Below are 20,573 nucleotides of genomic sequence, written 5' to 3'. Positions count from 1 at the left end.
GTCTCGTTTCCCGCTCCAAATTCTTCTTCATCTCTAAAATATCCACAGCGAAAAGACGCGCTGGGGACGTTTTCTATTGCATCTGAAATACTCTTGTAAACAGAGTTATCCACAGAATTCTCGCTTTACCCAAACCGTACAGAAAGTTAGCAGGGTGAATAATATCTTCCCAACTTACTGTATTAATTGGATAAAATTTCATTTCAAAATGTTATTGAGATCACTTGACCTCTTCTCAAGTCCAGATGGCGCTTGAGTTTTTATTTTTATACACAGGCTGTGAATATATCACGCATCCCGCGTAAGCCCTTTTTCAATCACCCTAACCAGCCGCTGTTTCTTAGGAAGCTGCACCTCGACCACGCAGGCATTTCGCTTCTCGATTTGCTGCGCAATCGCCCATTCTATGTGTTCATCAAGAAGTGGGTGCTCACCTCTACGGCTTTCGAGCGCCTGAATATTCGCTTCATCCCACGGGGCATTGCCCAGCGCGACGGCCACGTTTCGCAGCCAGCGCAGGTGGCCGATACGCCGAATAGCGGAACCTTCCGTCACCTTCAGGAACCAGGCTTCGGTCCAGGCGAACAGCTCAAGAAGCTGTGGCGCATGCAGCGCTTTACGCGGGCTGAAGTCCTCTTCGTCCGTCAGCTGTGAATAGCGGTTCCACGGGCAAATCAGCTGGCAGTCGTCGCAGCCGTAGATCCGGTTGCCGATAAGCGGTCGGAATTCTTCCGGGATCGCCCCTTCGAGTTCGATGGTGAGATATGAAATACAGCGGCGCGCATCGACGGTGTACGGCTCAACGATGGCGCCCGTCGGGCAGATGGTCATGCAGGCCACGCAGCGGCCACAGCCTTCCTCCACCGGGCCATCTACCGGCAGGGGTAAATCTATCAGCAGCTCACCGAGGAAGAAGAACGATCCGGCGTCGCGGCTCAGGATAAGTGAGTGTTTACCTGTCCAGCCAAGTCCGGCTTTTTCGGCGATCGGGCGCTCAAGAACAGGCGCGGAATCGACAAAGGGTCTAAAATTCAGCGAATCACAGTGCTGCTGAATGGTTTCCCCGAGTTTTTTTAAGCGGTTACGCAGAAGCTTATGGTAATCACGTCCCAGAGCGTACCGGCTGACGTAACCCAGGGAGGGATTTTTTAGCGTGCGCGCAAAGGCCGCGTTGGCAGGCAGGTAGTTCATGCGCACGCTGATGACGCGTAGTGTACCCGGTAAAAGTTCATGTGGACGGGCGCGCATCATGCCGTGACGCGCCATCCACTCCATTTCTCCGTGGTATTGTTTGTCCAGCCAGGCCTGCAGTTTTGGCTCGCTGGCAGAGAGGTCGGTATCGGTAATGCCTACCTTCTGGAAGCCAAGCTCAGCACCCCACTGTTTTATTTTTTGCGCTAATTCATTGAGATCGAGGGGCTGTGACATGACGGACCATACGGTGAAGAAAAACCCCGCAAGTATACCACATTCCATCTGGCATGCGGACGACCTCCGGCGCGCCGAAAAAGAGGCCGCAGACAGTCTCGGCATTACCCTTTATGAACTGATGCAGCGCGCGGGAGAGGCGGCGTTTAACGTTGCCCGCAGCGCGTACCCGCAGTCCACTCACTGGCTGATTTTGTGCGGGCACGGCAATAACGGCGGCGACGGCTACGTCGTTGCGCGTCTTGCCGTTGCGGCCGGTCTCCGCGTTACCCTGCTGGCGCTGGAGAGTGATAAGCCCCTGCCGGAAGAGGCCTGCGCGGCGCGGGAGGCATGGCTGAACGCAGGCGGCGTGATTCATGCTCCTGATCTCGTCTGGCCGGAAGATGTTGATCTGATTGTTGATGGTCTGCTGGGGACCGGGCTACGCAGCGCGCCTCGCGAAAACATTGCCGCGCTTATTGAACACGCTAACGGGTACTCTGCGCCGGTCGTCGCGCTGGATATTCCGTCGGGCCTCATCGCACAGACCGGCGCGACGCCTGGCGCCGTTATTCAGGCTGCGCACACCGTGACCTTTATCGCCCTGAAGCCGGGCCTGTTAACCGGAAAAGCGCGGGATGTGGTCGGCGTATTGCACCATAACGCGCTGGGGCTGGAGAGCTGGCTCGTTGGACAGGAAACGCTCCTGTCGCGCTTTGATTCCTCGCAGCTAAAAGAGTGGCTTCCGCCGCGCCGCCCAACGTCTCACAAGGGCGACAACGGCAGACTGGTGATTATTGGTGGCGATCGCGGTACGGCAGGCGCGGTTCGCATGACCGGTGAGGCGGCACTTCGCAGCGGTGCCGGGTTAGTGCGAGTACTCACTCGCATTGAAAATATTGCGCCAATCATCACAGCCCGACCGGAACTGATGGTCCATGAGCTTACGCCCCAGACGCTGGAAGAAAGCCTCGAATGGGCGGATGTGGTGGTTATTGGTCCCGGGCTTGGGCAACAGACATGGGGTAAACAGGCCCTGCAAAAGGTCGAGAATTTTCGTAAACCGATGTTGTGGGATGCCGACGCGCTTAACCTTCTGGCAATAAATCCGGATAAGCGTCACAATCGCATTCTGACGCCACACCCCGGCGAAGCCGCGCGCCTGCTTAACTGCAGCGTGGCAGAAATTGAAAGCGATCGCTTACTTTCTGCTCAGCGTCTGGTAAAACGTTACGGAGGTGTTGCCGTTTTGAAAGGGGCAGGCACCGTTGTCGCCAGTGACGAGACGCAGGGCATTATTGATGCCGGAAATGCGGGCATGGCGAGCGGCGGTATGGGCGATGTGCTTTCAGGCATCATCGGCGCATTGCTTGGACAGAAACTTCCCCTTTATGATGCAGCCTGTGCGGGCTGCGTGGCCCACGGCGCGGCAGCTGACAGGCTTGCTGCGCGGGAGGGGACACGCGGTATGCTGGCCACCGATCTCTTTTGCACGCTGCGGCGTGTTGTTAACCCGGATGTGATTGACGTAGAAAATGACTAATCGAGCGATTCCTTTACCTGATGAACAAGCCACTTTAGATCTCGGCAAGCGCGTGGCGCAGGCCTGTCAGGGGGCAACCGTCATTTATCTGTATGGCGATTTAGGTGCGGGTAAAACCACCTTCAGCCGGGGTTTTTTGCAGGCGTTAGGGCATAACGGGAACGTGAAAAGCCCTACCTACACGCTGGTCGAGCCGTACACCCTCGACAATCTTATGGTGTACCACTTTGATTTATACCGCCTTGCGGATCCTGAGGAGCTGGAATTTATGGGGATCCGTGATTATTTTGCCAACGACGCCATCTGCCTGGTGGAGTGGCCGCAACAAGGTGCGGGTGTGCTGCCTGACCCGGATGTCGAAATTCACTTAGATTACCAGGCTCAAGGGCGTGAGGCTCGCATCAGTGCGGTTTCCTCATCAGGGTGTTCCTTACTGGCGCGTCTCGCCGGTTAAGAGTAGGGATGACGGGATGATTAGTCGCGTTAAAGGTTGGGTGTTGGCTGCGACGGTGCTGCTGTGCGCGCACGCCGGGGCGGCAAGCCTTTCGGATATTCAGGTGTCAAACGGCGAAAGCCAGGCGCGGATTACGTTCAGCTTTATGGGCGACCCTGAATACGCGTTTTCACAGCCAGACAGCCACAGCGTGGCGCTGGATATCAAACAGACAGGCGTGATCCAGGGGCTACCGCTGCGGTTCAGCGGTAACAACCTGGTGAAAAGTATCCGCTCGGGTACCCCTCAGGACAGCCAGTCACTGCGCCTGGTGGTCGATCTGACCGAAAAGGGCAAAACGAAGGCGGTGAAGCAGCAAAACGGGGCGAACTATACGGTGGTCTTCACCATCAATGCCGATGTTCCGCCGCCTCCGCCGCCACCGGTTGTCGCGAAACGCGTGGAAGAGCCGGTGTATACGCCTCGCCCATCGGAACCTGCGCGTAATCCGTTTAAATCGCAGAACGATCGCATCACCGCGGCAACCAGCAGTAACACGGTAACGCGTCCGGCGGTCAGCGCACGGCGTACGGTCAGCGGTGACAAAGTGATTATCGCCATTGATGCCGGGCACGGTGGACAGGATCCTGGAGCGATTGGCCCGGGCGGCACGCGAGAGAAAAATGTCACTATTGCGGTGGCCCGCAAGCTGCGGACGCTGTTAAACGATGATCCGATGTTTAAAGGCGTACTAACCCGCGACGGCGACTATTTTATCTCTGTGATGGGCCGCTCAGACGTGGCGCGTAAGCAAAACGCCAATTTCCTGGTCTCCATTCACGCGGATGCCGCACCGAACCGTAACGCGACGGGCGCCTCGGTATGGGTCCTGTCGAACCGCCGGGCAAACAGCGAAATGGCCAACTGGCTGGAAGAGCATGAGAAACAGTCTGAACTGTTAGGCGGCGCGGGTGATGTGCTGGCAAACAGCCAGTCTGACCCATACCTCAGCCAGGCGGTGCTGGATTTACAATTCGGTCATTCTCAGCGCGTCGGGTATGATGTCGCCACTAACGTATTGAACCAGTTGCAGGGCATCGGGGCATTGCATAAGCGCCGCCCTGAACATGCGAGCCTGGGCGTTCTGCGCTCGCCGGATATTCCGTCAATTCTGGTAGAGACGGGCTTTATCAGCAATAACAGTGAAGAGCGCCTGCTGGGCAGCGACAGCTATCAGCAGCAAATTGCCGAAGCGATTTATAACGGTTTACGTAAATATTTTGAGGCGCATCCTCTGCAGTCCGCGCCGCAGGGCGGAGCAGCCCAGACGGCCAGCGCCGCGCAGCCGGGTGGGTTGACCGCCACAAATTAAGGAGAATTCATGCCGATTCAGGTTCTGCCGCCGCAGCTCGCGAACCAAATCGCCGCCGGTGAGGTGGTGGAACGCCCTGCGTCGGTGGTGAAGGAGCTGGTTGAAAATAGCCTCGATGCGGGCGCCACCCGCATTGATATTGATATCGAACGCGGCGGCGCAAAGCTTATCCGCATTCGCGACAACGGCTGCGGCATCAAAAAAGAGGAGCTGGCGCTGGCGCTGGCGCGTCATGCCACCAGTAAAATTGCCTCTCTGGATGACCTGGAAGCGATTATCAGCCTCGGTTTTCGCGGCGAAGCGCTGGCCAGTATCAGCTCGGTTTCTCGTTTAACGCTGACCTCCCGCACCGCTGAACAGCAGGAAGCCTGGCAGGCCTACGCTGAAGGTCGGGATATGGACGTCACGGTCAAACCCGCGGCGCACCCTGTCGGTACTACGCTGGAAGTTCTGGACCTGTTCTACAATACTCCCGCCCGCCGCAAGTTTATGCGTACCGAAAAAACCGAGTTCGGCCATATCGACGAGATCATCCGCCGAATTGCGCTCGCCCGTTTCGACGTCACCATCAACCTCAGCCATAACGGCAAGGTGATGCGCCAGTACCGCGCGGTGGCTGAAGGTGGTCAGAAAGAGCGACGGTTAGGCGCTATCTGCGGGACGCCGTTCCTGGAGCAGGCGTTGGCTATCGAGTGGCAGCACGGCGATCTGGCTTTACGCGGCTGGGTGGCCGATCCGAACGCCAGTAGCGCGGCGTATTCTGAAATTCAGTATTGCTACGTGAACGGCCGCATGATGCGCGACCGCCTCATTAACCACGCCATTCGCCAGGCCTGCGAAGACAAGCTCGGGGCCGATCAGCAACCGGCCTTTGTGCTTTATCTGGAGATCGACCCGCATCAGGTGGATGTCAACGTCCATCCTGCCAAGCATGAAGTACGGTTCCATCAGTCGCGTCTGGTGCATGATTTTATCTACCAGGGCGTGCTGAGCGTGCTGCAACAGCAGCTTGAACCCACGCTGCCGCTGGAAAAAGAAGACTCCGCACCGCGCCCCATTCCGGAAAACCGTGTCGCGGCAGGCCGCAACCATTTTGCGGAGCCTGCCGTCGCGCGTGAACCAGACGCCCCGCGTTTTTCCTCTGCAGGAGCCGCGCCGCGTCCGACGGGCGTGAACTACCCGAACGCTCAGCCCGGTTATCAGAAGCAGCAGGGGGCGCTGTACCGTAAACTGCTGGAAACGCCCGCAGTCGAGCGCAAAGAGCACGTTTCGGTGGCGACACCTTCCCTTGAAGGCCATAGCCAGAGTTTTGGCCGGGTGCTGACGATTATCGCACCGGATATGGCCCTGCTTGAGCGCGACGGCAAACTGCTGCTTCTGGCGCTGCCGGTTGCCGAACGCTGGCTCAAGCAGGCGCAACTGACGCCGGGGGAAAATGCGGCCTGTGCGCAGCCGTTATTGATCCCGGTTCGCCTGAAAATATCCGCTGAAGAAACAAGGGTATTGCAGCGTGCAGAGGCCCAGCTGACGCAAATGGGCATTGAAATTGTGCTCGAACCACAACATGTGACAATTCGCGCAGTGCCTTTACCCTTACGCCAACAAAATTTACAAAACTTGATTCCTGAACTGATAGGCTACCTGGCGCAGCAAACATCGTTGGAGGCTGCCAACACCGCGCAGTGGATCGCCCGCCATCTGGCCAGCGAACATTCACCGTGGAGTATGGCGCAGGCGATTACCGTGCTGGCGGAGGTGGAACGCCTCTGCCCACAGCTGGTGAAAGCGCCGCCGGGTGGGTTATTACAACCTGTTGATTTAAAAACGGCGATGACCGCCCTGAAACATGACTGACGTAAGCAAGGCGAGCCTGCCAAAGGCAATTTTTTTAATGGGCCCAACGGCCTCTGGCAAAACAGCGTTAGCCATTGAGTTACGTAAAGTTTTGCCTGTAGAGTTGATTAGCGTTGACTCCGCCCTCATTTATCGGGGGATGGACATCGGCACGGCGAAGCCCGACGCAGACGAACTGCGTGCGGCACCGCACCGTTTGCTGGATATTCTCGACCCGGCAGAGGCTTACTCCGCAGCGGATTTCCGCCGGGATGCCTTAGCTGAGATGGCCGAGATAACGGCGGCGGGGCGTATACCGCTGTTGGTTGGCGGAACCATGCTCTACTTCAAGGCGCTGCTCGAAGGTTTATCACCCTTACCTTCTGCAGATCCTGAAATCAGAGCAAAGATTGAGCAGCAGGCGGCAGAGCAGGGGTGGGACGCATTGCATAAGCAACTGGCAGAGATTGACCCGGTTGCGGCGGCGCGAATCCATCCAAACGATCCGCAAAGGCTTTCCCGGGCACTGGAAGTTTTTTTCATTTCGGGTAAAACTTTAACGGAACTGACGCAAACGTCAGGAGACGCTCTGCCGTATCAGGTGCATCAGTTCGCCATCGCCCCGGCGAGCCGTGAACTGCTCCATCAACGAATTGAGCAGCGTTTTCATCAGATGTTGGCTTCAGATTTTGAAGCAGAAGTGCGGGCGCTATTTGCCCGTGGAGATTTGCATACGGATATGCCTTCCGTTCGTTGTGTGGGATACCGCCAGATGTGGTCGTATCTTGAAGGTGAGATTTCATACGATGAAATGGTTTATCGAGGTGTTTGCGCCACGAGACAGTTAGCGAAGCGCCAGATCACTTGGTTGCGCGGTTGGGAGGGGGTTCACTGGTTAGACAGTGAAAAACCGCAACAGGCGTTAAACGATGTGATTGAGGTTGTTGGTGATATCGCCCACTGAATGTGTACAATTGAGACGTATCGTGCGCAATTTTTCAGAATCGCAAGGTTCTAAGTACAAAACAAGCATATAAGGAAAAGATAGAATGGCTAAGGGGCAATCTTTACAAGATCCGTTCCTGAACGCATTGCGTCGGGAACGTGTTCCAGTTTCTATTTATTTGGTGAATGGTATTAAGCTGCAAGGTCAGATTGAGTCTTTCGATCAGTTCGTGATCCTGTTGAAAAACACGGTCAGCCAGATGGTCTACAAGCACGCTATCTCTACTGTTGTTCCGTCCCGTCCGGTCTCTCATCACAGCAATAACGCTGGCGGCGGCACAGGCAGTAACTACCATCATGGCAGCAACGCGCAGGGTTCTTCTGCTCCTGCGCAGGACAGCGACGAGACCGAATAAGGTTTTAGCTGTTATCCACACGGGGAGCCAGGGATCCTGCGTTCCCCGCTGATCTTTTTAGAGAGGTTTACGCTTGTTTGACCGTTATGATGCCGGTGAGCAGGCGGTGCTGGTACACATCTATTTTTCGCAAGACAAAGATATGGAAGACCTCCAGGAGTTTGAATCTCTGGTCTCTTCCGCCGGTGTCGAAGCAATGCAGGTGATTACCGGTAGCCGTAAAGCGCCGCACCCAAAGTATTTTGTTGGTGAAGGTAAAGCAGTAGAAATTGCGGATGCCGTAAAAGCAACCGGCGCGTCAGTCGTGTTGTTTGATCATGCGCTGTCTCCAGCCCAGGAGCGCAACCTGGAAGCTCTCTGCGAATGCCGTGTTATCGATCGCACGGGATTGATTTTAGACATTTTTGCTCAGCGTGCCCGTACCCACGAGGGGAAACTGCAGGTTGAGCTGGCGCAGTTGCGCCATCTGGCGACGCGTCTGGTGCGTGGCTGGACCCACCTTGAAAGACAAAAAGGCGGGATTGGTTTGCGCGGTCCGGGTGAAACCCAGCTCGAAACCGACCGCCGTTTGCTGCGTGGCCGTATTACCCAGATCCTCTCACGTCTGGAACGTGTCGAGAAACAGCGTGAACAGGGGCGTCGGGCGCGAACCAAAGCCGACATCCCCACGGTGTCGCTGGTGGGCTATACCAACGCCGGTAAATCCACCCTGTTTAACCAGATAACCGAGGCCCAGGTGTATGCCGCAGACCAGCTGTTTGCGACCCTGGACCCGACGCTGCGCCGCATTGACGTTGCAGACGTGGGTGAAACAGTGCTGGCGGATACCGTAGGGTTTATCCGCCATCTGCCGCACGATCTGGTGGCGGCGTTTAAGGCGACGTTGCAGGAGACGCGTCAGGCGACCCTGCTGCTGCACGTGATTGATGCGGCTGACGTACGCGTGCAGGAGAACATCGATGCGGTGAACGTGGTGCTGGAAGAAATTGACGCCCACGAAATTCCCACCCTGTTGGTGATGAATAAGATCGATATGCTGGAGGATTTCGAACCGCGTATCGACCGTGATGAAGAGAACAAACCGATTCGGGTCTGGCTTTCTGCTCAGGCCGGAATCGGTGTGCCACTGCTTTTCCAGGCTTTGACAGAACGTCTTTCCGGTGAGGTAGCTCAGCACACGCTGCGACTGCCGCCACAGGAAGGCAGGCTGCGCAGCCGGTTTTATCAGCTTCAGGCGATAGAAAAAGAGTGGATGGAGGATGACGGCAGCGTGGGGATGCAGGTGCGTATGCCGATCGTTGACTGGCGTCGCCTCTGTAAACAAGAACCTGCGCTGGCGGACTATATCGTCTGATCAGAAAGGGGAAGCCTGAAAAATTCGCCCTTGCATAACAAATATGGAGCATATACATGGCGTGGAATCAGCCCGGTAATAACGGACAAGACCGCGACCCGTGGGGAAGCAGCAATAATCAAGGCGGCAACTCTGGGGGAAATGGCAACAAAGGTGGTCGCGAGCAGGGGCCGCCGGATCTGGATGATATCTTCCGCAAGCTGAGCAAAAAGCTTGGTGGCCTTGGCGGAGGAAAAGGTTCTGGCTCGGGTGGCAGTTCCAGCCAGGGGCCGCGCCCGCAATTAGGTGGCCGTCTGGTGGGCATCGTTGCTGCCGGGCTGGTGATCGTCTGGGCTGCCAGCGGGTTCTACACCATTAAAGAAGCAGAACGCGGCGTGGTCACCCGTTTCGGTAAGTTCAGCCACCTGGTTGAGCCGGGCCTGAACTGGAAGCCGACCTTCATTGACGACGTGACTGCGGTAAACGTGGAATCCGTCCGTGAACTGGCCGCTTCCGGCGTGATGCTGACGTCTGACGAGAACGTGGTGCGCGTCGAGATGAACGTGCAGTACCGCGTGACCGACCCTGAGCGTTATCTGTTTAGCGTGACCAGCGCCGATGACAGCCTGCGTCAGGCGACCGACAGCGCCCTGCGTGGTGTGATCGGCAAATACACCATGGACCGCATCCTGACCGAAGGTCGTACCGTTATTCGTAGCGATACCCAGCGCGAGCTGGAAGAGACGATTCGTCCGTACAACATGGGTATCACCCTGCTGGACGTCAACTTCCAGGCTGCACGTCCGCCGGAAGAGGTGAAGGCCGCGTTTGACGATGCGATTGCTGCCCGTGAAAACGAACAGCAGTACATCCGCGAAGCAGAAGCGTACACCAACGAAGTTCAGCCGCGTGCTAACGGTCAGGCGCAGCGTATTCTGGAAGAGGCGCGTGCGTATAAGACCCAGACCATCCTGGAAGCTCAGGGTGAAGTGGCTCGCTTCGCGCGCATCCTGCCGGAATACAAAGCCGCCCCGGAAATTACCCGCGAGCGTCTGTATATCGAGACTATGGAAAAAGTGCTGAGCCACACCCGCAAAGTGCTGGTTAACGACAGCAAAGGCGGAAACCTGATGGTTCTGCCGCTGGATCAGATGCTGAAAGGCGGTTCTGCACCGGCAGCGAAAGACACCAGCGGAGCGAACAACCTGCTGCGTCTGCCGCCAGCCTCATCAGGCAGCTCCAGCGCGAACACAACGCCTTCTTCGAACGATGGTGACATTATGGACCAACGCCGTGCTAACGCGCAGCGTAACGACTACCAGCGTCAGGGGGAATAAGGATGCGTAAGTCAGTTATTGCGATCATCGTCATCGTACTGGTCGTGCTGTATACCTCGATCTTTGTGGTGAAAGAGGGCGAGCGTGGGATCAAGTTCCAGTTCAGCAGCGTCGTGCGTGATGGCGACAAACGTCCGGTGATTTACGAGCCGGGCCTGCACTTCAAGGTGCCGTTCATTCAGTCTGTGAAAACGCTCGATGCACGTATCCAGACCATGGATAACCAGGCCGACCGTTTCGTGACTAAAGAGAAGAAAGACCTGATCGTTGATTCTTACATCAAATGGCGCATCAGCGATTTCAGCCGTTACTTCCTGGCAACGGGCGGCGGTGACGTGTCTCAGGCAGAAGTGCTGCTGAAACGTAAGTTCTCTGACCGTCTGCGCTCCGAGATTGGTCGTCTTGATGTGAAAGACATCGTGACCGACTCCCGCGGTCGTCTGACCCTGGAAGTGCGCGATGCGCTGAACTCCGGTACAGCGGGCACCGAAGACGAAGTGGCAACGCCAGCAGCGGATGACGCGATTGCTAAAGCGGCCGAACGCGTTCAGGCTGAAACCAACGGTAAAGTGCCGGTGATCAACCCGAACAGTATGGCAGCGCTGGGTATCGAAGTGGTTGACGTGCGTATCAAGCAGATCAACCTGCCAGCGGAAGTGTCCGAGGCGATCTACAACCGTATGCGCGCCGAGCGTGAAGCGGTAGCCCGTCGTCACCGTTCACAGGGTCAGGAAGAGGCTGAAAAACTGCGTGCGGCAGCGGACTATGAAGTGACCAAGACGCTGGCGGAATCTGAACGTCAGGGCCGTATCCTGCGCGGTGAAGGCGATGCGGAAGCGGCGAAGCTGTTTGCCGATGCATTCAGCCAGGATCCAGACTTCTACGCCTTTATCCGTAGCCTGCGCGCTTACGAGAATAGCTTTAAGAGCAACCAGGACGTGATGGTGCTCAGCCCGGACAGCGATTTCTTCCGTTATATGAAGACGCCGACCAACGCAACGCGATAAACTCAGGCTCGTTTGAGTATTCAAACCACCGCTCCCAACGGAGCGGTGGTTTTCTTTTATAAGGATGAAAAATGAATTCAACGATCTGGCTCGCGCTGGCCCTGGTTCTGGTGCTGGAAGGTCTCGGCCCGATGCTCTATCCGCGCGCGTGGCGTCGTATGATCGCTACCATGAGCCAGCTACCGGATAATATTTTGCGTCGTTTCGGCGGTGGTCTTGTGGTTGCCGGTATCGTTATCTACTACATGTTGAGGAAAACGATTGGCTGATCAAAAACTAGCCGCAATTGGCGTATTTTCAGGTCAAAAAGTGCTGTATATCTGAAAAAGCGATGGTAGAATCCATTTTTAAGCAAACGGTGATTTTGAAAAAAATGGGTAACAACGTCGTCGTACTGGGCACCCAATGGGGTGACGAAGGTAAAGGGAAGATTGTCGATCTTCTGACTGAACGGGCTAAATATGTTGTACGCTACCAGGGCGGTCACAACGCAGGCCATACTCTCGTAATCAACGGTGAAAAAACCGTCCTCCATCTTATTCCATCAGGCATTCTTCGCGAAAACGTCACCAGCATCATCGGTAACGGCGTTGTGCTGTCTCCTGCTGCGCTGATGAAAGAGATGAAAGGTCTGGAAGACCGTGGTATCCCTGTTCGTGAGCGTCTGCTGCTCTCCGAAGCCTGCCCGCTGATCCTGGACTATCACGTGGCGCTGGACGTGGCGCGTGAAAAAGCGCGTGGCGCGAAAGCGATCGGCACCACCGGTCGTGGTATCGGCCCGGCTTACGAAGATAAAGTTGCACGTCGCGGTCTGCGCGTCGGTGACCTCTTCGACAAAGCGACCTTCGCTGAAAAACTGAAAGAAGTGATGGAATATCACAACTTCCAGCTGGTGAACTTCTACAAAGCTGACGCTGTTGACTACCAGAAAGTGCTGGATGACGTCATGGCGATTGCAGACATTCTGACCGGTATGGTTGTTGATGTGTCCGATCTGCTGGACCAGGCGCGCAAGCGTGGCGATTTCGTCATGTTCGAAGGTGCGCAGGGTACGCTGCTGGACATCGACCACGGTACCTATCCGTACGTTACTTCTTCTAACACCACCGCGGGTGGCGTGGCGACCGGCTCTGGCCTGGGTCCACGTTATGTGGATTACGTTCTGGGCATCATCAAAGCGTACTCCACTCGCGTGGGTGCGGGTCCATTCCCGACCGAACTGTTTGATGAAACCGGCGAGTTCCTGTGCAAGCAGGGTAACGAGTTTGGCGCGACCACCGGTCGTCGTCGTCGTACCGGCTGGCTGGATGCGGTTGCCGTGCGTCGCGCAGTGCAGATCAACTCCCTGTCTGGCTTCTGCCTGACCAAGCTGGACGTGCTGGACGGCCTGAAAGAAGTGAAAATCTGCGTAGGTTACCGTATGCCAGATGGCCGCGAAGTGACCACCACTCCGCTGGCTGCTGACGACTGGGAAGGCATTGAGCCAATCTACGAAACCATGCCAGGCTGGTCTGAGACCACTTTCGGTGTGAAAGAGCGTAGCGGCCTGCCGCAGGCGGCGCTGGATTACATCAAGCGCATTGAAGAACTGACCGAAGTGCCGATCGATATTATTTCTACCGGCCCGGATCGTACTGAAACGATGATCCTGCGCGACCCGTTCGACGCATAATCTTCGTGACTGCTGGCCTGCGGGGAGACCCGTAGGCCAGATAAGCGTAGCGCCAACCGGCGACCGCTCCTGGATCTCCGCTTTTTCGCCCCGTCTGTCAAATAAATTAGCTGCTAACTATCTGGCTGGTTTATCATCATTAATGAATATCTCTGCGGTTTGACCGCGTTTTCCCTTTTTCCTGAGGTTGATGTGCAGTTAACAAGTTTCACCGATTACGGCTTACGCGCGCTGATTTACATGGCGTCGTTACCCGAAGGGAAGATGACCAGTATCTCTGAAGTCACAGAGGTATACGGTGTATCCCGTAATCATATGGTCAAAATAATCAATCAACTTAGCCGTGCCGGATACGTTGCTGCCGTCCGCGGGAAGAATGGAGGGATCCGTCTTGGTAAACCGGCACAGAGTATTCGTATCGGGGATGTGGTACGCGAGCTGGAGCCCTTGTCTCTGGTGAACTGCAGCAGCGCGTTCTGCCACATTACGCCCGCTTGCCGCCTGAAACAGGCGCTTTCAAAGGCCGTGCAAAGTTTTCTCAAGGAACTGGATAACTACACGCTGGCCGATTTGGTTGAAGAGAATCAACCGCTTTATAAATTATTGCTGGTGGAATGAAGAAAATTTCCACCGGAGCTGACAACGGAGGAACCGACATGTCACAAGATCCTTTCCAGGAACGCGAAGCCGAAAAATACGCGAATCCTATCCCCAGCCGCGAGTTCATCATTGAACACTTAACAAAACGCGAAAAACCCGCCAATCGTGAAGAACTTGCCGTTGAATTAAATATTGAAGGTGAAGAGCAAATTGAAGCCCTTCGCCGCCGCCTGCGCGCGATGGAGCGTGACGGGCAACTGGTCTTTACCCGCCGCCAGTGCTACGCGCTGCCGGAACGCCTCGATCTGCTGAAAGGGACCGTCATTGGTCACCGCGATGGCTTTGGCTTCCTGCGCGTGGAAGGCCGTAAGGACGACCTTTACCTCTCATCCGAACAGATGAAAATGTGCATCCACGGCGACCAGATCCTGGCGCAGCCGCTGGGTGCAGACCGTAAAGGCCGCCGCGAAGCACGCGTGGTTCGCGTGCTGGTGCCAAAAACCAGCCAGATTGTGGGCCGCTACTTTACCGATGCGGGCGTAGGCTTCGTGGTGCCTGACGACAGCCGTCTGAGCTTCGATATTCTGATCCCACCTGAAGAGGTGATGGGCGCGCGTATGGGCTTTGTGGTGGTGGTTGAACTCACCCAGCGTCCGACCCGTCGCACCAAAGCGGTCGGTAAAATCGTCGAAGTGCTGGGCGATAACATGGGCACCGGCATGGCCGTCGATATGGCGCTGCGTACCCATGAAATTCCGTACGTCTGGCCGAAAGCGGTCGAAGAGCAGATCGAAAACCTGCGCGAAGAAGTACCGGAAGAGTCCAAAGCGGGCCGTGTGGATCTCCGCTCCCTGCCGCTGGTCACCATTGATGGTGAAGACGCCCGCGACTTCGATGATGCCGTGTACTGCGAGAAAAAACGCGGCGGCGGATGGCGTCTGTGGGTGGCCATTGCTGACGTAAGCTATTACGTGCGTCCGCACACGCCGCTGGATAACGAAGCGCGCAGCCGTGGTACGTCGGTCTACTTCCCGTCGCAGGTGGTACCGATGCTGCCGGAAGTGCTCTCCAACGGCCTGTGCTCCCTGAACCCGCAGGTTGACCGTCTCTGTATGGTATGTGAGATGACCATCTCCACCAAAGGGCGCTTAACGGGCTACAAATTCTACGAAGCGGTAATGAGCTCGCACGCGCGTCTGACCTATACCAAGGTCTGGCATATGCTGCAGGGCGACCAGGACCTTCGCGAGCAGTACGCACCGCTGGTTAAACACATTGAAGAGCTGCATAACCTCTACAAAACGCTGGAGCAGGCGCGCGAAGAGCGCGGCGGGATCTCCTTTGAGAGCGAAGAAGCGAAGTTTATCTTCAACGCCGAGCGCCGCATTGAGCGTATCGAACAGACCCAGCGTAACGATGCGCACAAGCTGATCGAAGAGTGTATGATTCTGGCGAATATCTCGGCGGCACGCTTCGTTGAGAAAGCCAAAGAGCCTGCGCTGTTCCGTATTCACGATAAGCCGACCACGGAAGCCATTACGTCGTTCCGCTCCGTGCTGGCTGAGCTCGGCCTGGAGCTGCCTGGCGGTAATAAGCCTGAGCCACGCGATTACGCTGAACTGCTGGAATCCATTAGCGACCGTCCTGACGCAGAAATGCTGCAGACGATGCTGCTGCGCTCCATGAAGCAGGCGATTTACGATCCGGAAAACCGGGGGCACTTCGGCCTGGCGCTGCAGTCTTACGCGCACTTTACCTCGCCGATCCGTCGCTATCCGGATCTGTCACTGCACCGTGCGATCAAGTATCTGCTGGCGCACGAGCAGGGCCATAAAGGCAACACGACCGAAACCGGCGGCTATCACTACTCCATGGACGAAGTGCTGCAACTGGGTCAGCACTGTTCCATGACCGAGCGCCGTGCGGATGAAGCGACGCGCGACGTGGCGGACTGGCTGAAGTGTGACTTTATGCTGGATCAGGTGGGCAACGTCTTTAAGGGCGTGATTGCCAGCGTGACCGGCTTTGGTTTCTTCGTTCGTCTGGATGAGCTGTTTATCGACGGTCTGGTGCACGTCTCCAGCCTGGATAACGACTACTACCGCTTCGACCAGGTCGGCCAGCGTCTGATTGGCGAATCAGGCGGCCAGACCTACCGTCTGGGCGATCGCGTGGAAGTGAAGGTCGAAGCCGTGAATATGGACGACCGTAAAATCGACTTCAGCCTGATCTCCAGCGAGCGCGCGCCGCGTAACGTCGGTAAAACCGAGCGTGAAAGGGCGAAAAAAGGCGGAAACGGCAAAGCGAGCGGTAAACGTCGCCAGGCGGGCAAAAAGGTAAACTTCGAGCCGGACAGCGCGTTCCGCGGCGAGAAGAAACAGAAGCCAAAGGCGGCGAAGAAAGAGGCTCGCTCAGCGAAAAAGCCTTCCGCGAAGACGCAGAAAATCGCTGCCGCGACAAAAGCGAAGCGCGCAGCCAAGAAAAAGCAGGCGGAATAATTCTCCCCTCACCCTGACCCTCTCCCCAACCGGGAGAGGGGAAATACTTATTACGAGAACCATCAATGAGTGAAATGATTTACGGCATCCATGCGGTGCAGGCCCTTCTCGAGCGCGCACCGGAGCGTTTTCAGGAAGTGTTTATTCTGAAAGGGCGTGAAGACAAACGTCTGATGCCGCTGATCCACGCGCTGGAAGCGCAGGGCGTGGTGATCCAGCTGGCGAACCGCCAGTTCCTGGATGAGAAAAGCGAAGGCGCGGTGCACCAGGGGATCATTGCCCGCGTGAAGCCGGGCCGTCAGTATCAGGAAAACGATCTGCCGGATCTGATTGCTGAGCTGGAGAATCCGTTCTTCCTGATCCTCGATGGCGTCACCGATCCACATAACCTCGGCGCGTGCCTGCGCAGCGCGGATGCGGCGGGCGTGCACGCGGTGATCGTACCGAAAGATCGCTCTGCCCAACTGAACGCGACGGCGAAGAAAGTAGCCTGCGGCGCGGCGGAAAACGTTCCGCTGATCCGCGTGACCAACCTTGCGCGCACCATGCGTCTGCTGCAGGAAGAGAATATCTGGATCGTCGGTACCGCGGGCGAAGCGGATCATACTCTGTATCAGAGCAAAATGACCGGCCGTCTGGCGCTGGTGATGGGGGCGGAAGGTGAAGGCATGCGTCGTCTGACGCGCGAGCACTGCGACGAGCTGATCAGCATCCCGATGGCGGGCAGCGTGTCGTCTCTGAACGTTTCCGTTGCAACGGGTATCTGCCTGTTTGAAGCGGTGCGCCAGCGTAGCTGATTATTAATCTGTAAAAAAGCCACCCAATTCGGGTGGCTTTTTTTATGCCCTGGCTGGTAATATAACGACCGAAGTGATTTCGGCTTTTATAAATATATTTAAAACTAACACATGGATGAAATTATGAGATGGTCTCTCTCATCGCTTGCCGATGAATTGTCGCGCCGGCGCGATATTTATATTGATTTAAAAAATAACAATGATGTACTTATTATAAAAATGAATGAATATGGCGATTTGCCATTAAGTATTTTTATTACATCCCAGCAAATTATCATTGAAACCTATATATGTCCTGTTAATGACATTAAGCGCCAGGCTGACTTCAACCTCTTCTTATTACGTAATCAAAAAATGCTTCCCTTATCTTCTGTTGGAATTTCGCAAATTCAGCATGATGAATATTATGTCGCTTTTGGTGCCTTATCCGTAAGTTCTTCTCTTGAGGATATTATTCTGGAAATTACAACCCTTGCGGCGAATGCGCTGGATTTGGCTGAGCTTACACAAGAATTTATAAAGTAACAGGTAAGGGAAAGGTATGGGCATCTTGAAGAATCTTTTTACACTGGGTAAATCACTACTCAATCAGGCCGATGAAGCAATAGAAGAAGCGCAGGGCGTTCGGATGCTGGAGCAGCACATCCGGGATGCAAAAGCTGAGCTTGATAAAGCAGGCAAATCCCGGGTAGATCTGCTTGCCCGGGTGAAGCTCAGTAATGACAAGCTTTCCGAGTTGCGGGAGCGGAAGCAATATCTTGAGTCACGAGCGATAGAAGGAATGAGCAAGAATATTGATGCTGCGTTGCTAAACGAGGTTGCAGAAGAAATCGCCCGACTTGAGAATACCATTACTCGTGAAGCACAGGTTTTGGACTCTCTTGAAACCTCAAGAAATAATATTGAAAAAGCCGTAGCTATTACTTCACAACGTATTAATCAGTTTGAACAGCAGCTGGAGGTTGTTAAAGCCACGGAAGCCATGCAGCGGGCGCAACAGGCCGTGACGACGTCAACGGTTGGAGCAACATCGAACGTAACGACGGCCGCAGAGTCTTTAAAAAGACTTCAGACGCGTCAGGCTGAACGTCAGGCCAAACTGGATGCGGTAGCGCAACTGGAAAAAGTGGCGGATGGACGTGAGCTTGAAGAGAAACTCGCGCAGGCAGGCGTGGGTACCACAGGAACAAGCTCCGCACAGGCGGTTCTTGAACGGTTAAAACTTACGCAGGCTCTGTAATGTTTCTCTCCTGGGTCGTGAATGTTTGCAGGCAACATTTATTCCGGCTTACCTGGACAGCGCTGCTGTGCTTGTTTGCCGGGCATTATTTGCTTTGCTTTATTGTCTTTCGTTGGTTGGGAGAGACGACCCTCGTTGGCCGGATAAGTGATTTTGTTTATTACAGCTCAGTGGTTGGGGCGACGATTGGCTTTGGGGATTTGAGTCCACAGAGCGAAGCAGGGAAGTTGTTCACAGCTCTCTGGCAAATCCCTATCGGCGTTGGGCTTTTCGGCGCATTGATGGGCAAAATCATCGCGTTAGTACAGGGATTATTAGCTAAAGGAATAGCAGGAATGGGCAATTTTAGTTCACTACATAACCATGTTTTGGTGATTGGCTGGCGCGGTCATCAGACAGAGAAAATGATCTCATTGCTGCTTTATGATGAGCAGCGGGTATTTAGTCGCGTAGTGTTGTGTGAGCAGCAGGATATAGCGCATCCTTTATCCGATAATTTATATGTCGATTTTCTCAAAGTAAGTAATTACAGCGATCCGAAAGAGCAAAAACGGATGGGGTTAGTAAATTGTTCATGTGTGGTCATTTTTGCCAGCACCGATGAACAAACCTTTACAGCCACACTCTCACTGGTAAACGATGCGCCAGCGCATTGCCATATCGTTGCTTATCTTGAGGATGAACGCTACGCAGGCTTACTGGAGACCCATTGCCCGACAATAGAGATTGTTCGCAATCTTTCAGCCGAACAGCTTTCCCGTTCGATCCAGGATCCTGGCTCTTCTCAATCCGTAGCGTCAATCATGAACCCGATGCTGGGTGATACGGGTTACACGCTGATGGTACCCACATCGGTTTCCTGTATACCTTATGGTGCGTTAATGCATTACATGAAACTGCAACATGATGCGACGGTGCTGGGGATTAGCCACTTTAAAAATGGTCGTGGTATGGAGCTTAACCCTGAGATCTCCACAGAGGTTAGAGGAGGGATGTGGTTGCATTTAATCGGCAATAGTCGCATTTCGTCGAATGAGGTGTGCTGGCAGAACATAGGGAAAAGTCATGCGGAACTTATTTTTTAATTTATTTAATAAAACACCTCAGCCAGTGATGCGTGGCCCATTGGGATTACATCAACGTGCGGCGTTTACACTTGATACGCTGACATTTCGACTGTCCGCCCGTTTTTTGACTCAACTACCAGAAGAGGAATATACCATTGCAGCTAGCAGCGTGATTGAAGCTGGCGCGGGTTGTCGTATTTATCGTTATTACACGTCTGGTGATGAGTTTTTGCAGATAAATACTACTGGTGGTATGGAAAGGGAAAGTATTGATGATATTAAGCTTTTTATTTATCAGGATAGCTTTGGTATTGCTTCGGAGAAACAATGGCAAAAAGAGATTGGTGCAGCTTTAATTGGCAGACCCAGTCTGCAATGGAATGAACGAGACTGGACAAGAATATTTAACGAGAATGAGGAGGGGAACGTTGAACCGGTTTACCTGCTGGAACACGTTGAAAATAACCAGAACGAAAAATGGGATGTGCATAATTTCATGATGGCATATCAGAGGGAGGCGACTGCCGATCTGTATGAGTACCTTTTGCTAACTGGCGAAGAGACATTTTGTGATAATAGCGAGCCAGAGTGGATCTTTTCGTATGCCGTAGGTGTGGATATTCCACTCACTTCGCTAAACATTGTTGGATAACTTTCTGGGGATGTAAACCATGCTGGGTTCATTATTTGCTTTTCTCTCTTACTTCTTAACCGGTCTGGCGATGACCGTCATATTCTTATTCATCTACTCAAGAATAACGTCACATGATGAATGGAAACTGATTAAAGAAAATAACCTGGCGGCGGCGGCGGCATTCAGTGGCACGCTATTGGGGTATGTGATTCCTCTGTCCAGCGCTGCCGTAAACTCGGTTAGCATGCCGGATTACCTGATATGGGGATGCGTTGCGCTAGTCGTACAATTACTGGTGTATGGCTGCGTACGCATTTATATGCCGAACATTAGTGAAAAAATCGTTAACCGCCACTACGCCGCAGGATTATTTATGGGGATGGCAGCACTGGCTGGCGGGATCTTAAATGCTGCCTGCATGACATGGTAATAAATGAAC

The 20,573-nt window shown here is 54.6% G+C and carries 20 protein-coding genes; 19 read left to right on the top strand and 1 reads right to left on the bottom strand.

Translation table 11 applies throughout. The annotated features are described in order from the left end of the window. Window positions 1-288: 288 nt before the first annotated feature. Window positions 289-1,428, bottom strand: coding sequence for a tRNA epoxyqueuosine(34) reductase QueG (queG, locus tag IM265_RS07380; RefSeq protein ID WP_193030065.1), 1,140 nt, complete (start codon window positions 1,426-1,428; stop codon window positions 289-291). On the opposite strand from queG, the gene nnr reads away from it, so the two are divergent. From nnr to IM265_RS07285, 19 genes are all read left to right on the top strand, one after another. Continuing rightward, window positions 1,427-2,950 carry a bifunctional ADP-dependent NAD(P)H-hydrate dehydratase/NAD(P)H-hydrate epimerase gene (nnr, locus tag IM265_RS07375; RefSeq protein ID WP_193030067.1) on the top strand — a complete coding sequence of 508 codons (1,524 nt, stop codon included), beginning with the start codon at window positions 1,427-1,429 and terminating at the stop codon, window positions 2,948-2,950. The genes queG and nnr overlap by 2 nt on opposite strands. After that, window positions 2,943-3,404 carry a tRNA (adenosine(37)-N6)-threonylcarbamoyltransferase complex ATPase subunit type 1 TsaE gene (gene tsaE, locus IM265_RS07370; protein ID WP_028015250.1) on the top strand — a complete coding sequence of 154 codons (462 nt, stop codon included), beginning with the start codon at window positions 2,943-2,945 and terminating at the stop codon, window positions 3,402-3,404. The genes nnr and tsaE overlap by 8 nt, the downstream gene beginning before the upstream one ends. Window positions 3,405-3,420: 16 nt before the next feature. Further along, on the top strand, window positions 3,421-4,755 hold the full coding sequence (amiB, locus tag IM265_RS07365) for an N-acetylmuramoyl-L-alanine amidase AmiB (protein WP_047364111.1): 1,335 nt from the start codon (window positions 3,421-3,423) through the stop codon (window positions 4,753-4,755). A 9-nt stretch (window positions 4,756-4,764) separates the two neighbouring features. Next, window positions 4,765-6,609, top strand: coding sequence for a DNA mismatch repair endonuclease MutL (gene mutL, locus IM265_RS07360; protein ID WP_100170963.1), 1,845 nt, complete (start codon window positions 4,765-4,767; stop codon window positions 6,607-6,609). Next, on the top strand, window positions 6,602-7,552 hold the full coding sequence (gene miaA / locus IM265_RS07355) for a tRNA (adenosine(37)-N6)-dimethylallyltransferase MiaA (protein ID WP_193030069.1): 951 nt from the start codon (window positions 6,602-6,604) through the stop codon (window positions 7,550-7,552). Before mutL ends, miaA begins: the two co-directional genes overlap by 8 nt. A gap of 85 nt (window positions 7,553-7,637) precedes the next feature. Beyond that, the gene (gene hfq / locus IM265_RS07350; RefSeq protein ID WP_013095287.1) at window positions 7,638-7,949 is read left to right on the top strand and encodes an RNA chaperone Hfq; all 312 of its coding nucleotides are present in this window, start codon (window positions 7,638-7,640) and stop codon (window positions 7,947-7,949) included. Window positions 7,950-8,022: 73 nt separating this feature from the next. Next, entirely contained in the window at window positions 8,023-9,303 is a 1,281-nt protein-coding gene (gene hflX / locus IM265_RS07345) for a ribosome rescue GTPase HflX (protein WP_023331851.1), read from the top strand. Between the two features lie 56 nt (window positions 9,304-9,359). Continuing rightward, a complete protein-coding gene (gene hflK / locus IM265_RS07340; protein WP_028015254.1) occupies window positions 9,360-10,619 on the top strand; it encodes an FtsH protease activity modulator HflK in 1,260 nt (419 codons plus the stop codon). Window positions 10,620-10,621: 2 nt separating this feature from the next. Beyond that, window positions 10,622-11,626, top strand: coding sequence for a protease modulator HflC (gene hflC / locus IM265_RS07335; protein ID WP_028015255.1), 1,005 nt, complete (start codon window positions 10,622-10,624; stop codon window positions 11,624-11,626). Between the two features lie 71 nt (window positions 11,627-11,697). Next, on the top strand, window positions 11,698-11,895 hold the full coding sequence (locus tag IM265_RS07330) for a DUF2065 domain-containing protein (protein WP_003855996.1): 198 nt from the start codon (window positions 11,698-11,700) through the stop codon (window positions 11,893-11,895). 104 nt (window positions 11,896-11,999) lie between these two features. Further along, window positions 12,000-13,298: an adenylosuccinate synthase gene (locus tag IM265_RS07325; RefSeq protein ID WP_006178975.1), complete on the top strand. Its 1,299-nt coding sequence runs from the start codon at window positions 12,000-12,002 to the stop codon at window positions 13,296-13,298. 192 nt (window positions 13,299-13,490) lie between these two features. Further along, window positions 13,491-13,916: a nitric oxide-sensing transcriptional repressor NsrR gene (nsrR, locus tag IM265_RS07320; RefSeq protein ID WP_028015256.1), complete on the top strand. Its 426-nt coding sequence runs from the start codon at window positions 13,491-13,493 to the stop codon at window positions 13,914-13,916. Between the two features lie 38 nt (window positions 13,917-13,954). Then, on the top strand, window positions 13,955-16,396 hold the full coding sequence (gene rnr, locus IM265_RS07315; RefSeq protein WP_028015257.1) for a ribonuclease R: 2,442 nt from the start codon (window positions 13,955-13,957) through the stop codon (window positions 16,394-16,396). A gap of 65 nt (window positions 16,397-16,461) precedes the next feature. Beyond that, on the top strand, window positions 16,462-17,193 hold the full coding sequence (gene rlmB, locus IM265_RS07310) for a 23S rRNA (guanosine(2251)-2'-O)-methyltransferase RlmB (protein WP_047364106.1): 732 nt from the start codon (window positions 16,462-16,464) through the stop codon (window positions 17,191-17,193). A 123-nt stretch (window positions 17,194-17,316) separates the two neighbouring features. Beyond that, window positions 17,317-17,718, top strand: a complete 402-nt coding sequence (locus IM265_RS07305) for a YjfI family protein (protein WP_048960996.1) — start codon at window positions 17,317-17,319, stop codon at window positions 17,716-17,718. A gap of 16 nt (window positions 17,719-17,734) precedes the next feature. Beyond that, on the top strand, window positions 17,735-18,433 hold the full coding sequence (locus IM265_RS07300; protein WP_047364102.1) for a PspA/IM30 family protein: 699 nt from the start codon (window positions 17,735-17,737) through the stop codon (window positions 18,431-18,433). Continuing rightward, window positions 18,433-19,518 carry a potassium channel family protein gene (locus IM265_RS07295; RefSeq protein ID WP_193030071.1) on the top strand — a complete coding sequence of 362 codons (1,086 nt, stop codon included), beginning with the start codon at window positions 18,433-18,435 and terminating at the stop codon, window positions 19,516-19,518. The genes IM265_RS07300 and IM265_RS07295 overlap by 1 nt, the downstream gene beginning before the upstream one ends. Next, window positions 19,499-20,152, top strand: coding sequence for a DUF2491 family protein (locus IM265_RS07290; RefSeq protein WP_047366974.1), 654 nt, complete (start codon window positions 19,499-19,501; stop codon window positions 20,150-20,152). The genes IM265_RS07295 and IM265_RS07290 overlap by 20 nt, the downstream gene beginning before the upstream one ends. A 19-nt stretch (window positions 20,153-20,171) precedes the next feature. Continuing rightward, complete coding sequence (locus IM265_RS07285; protein WP_047052621.1) at window positions 20,172-20,564, top strand: DUF350 domain-containing protein; 393 nt, start codon at window positions 20,172-20,174, stop codon at window positions 20,562-20,564. Window positions 20,565-20,573 lie beyond the last annotated feature (9 nt).

Origin of the sequence: Enterobacter cloacae complex sp. P17RS (assembly GCF_014895885.1) — a bacterium.
Lineage (GTDB): Bacteria > Pseudomonadota > Gammaproteobacteria > Enterobacterales > Enterobacteriaceae > Enterobacter > Enterobacter bugandensis.
Note: the sequence above shows the minus strand (reverse complement) of the source record. Positions and strands in the feature narration are given on the sequence as shown.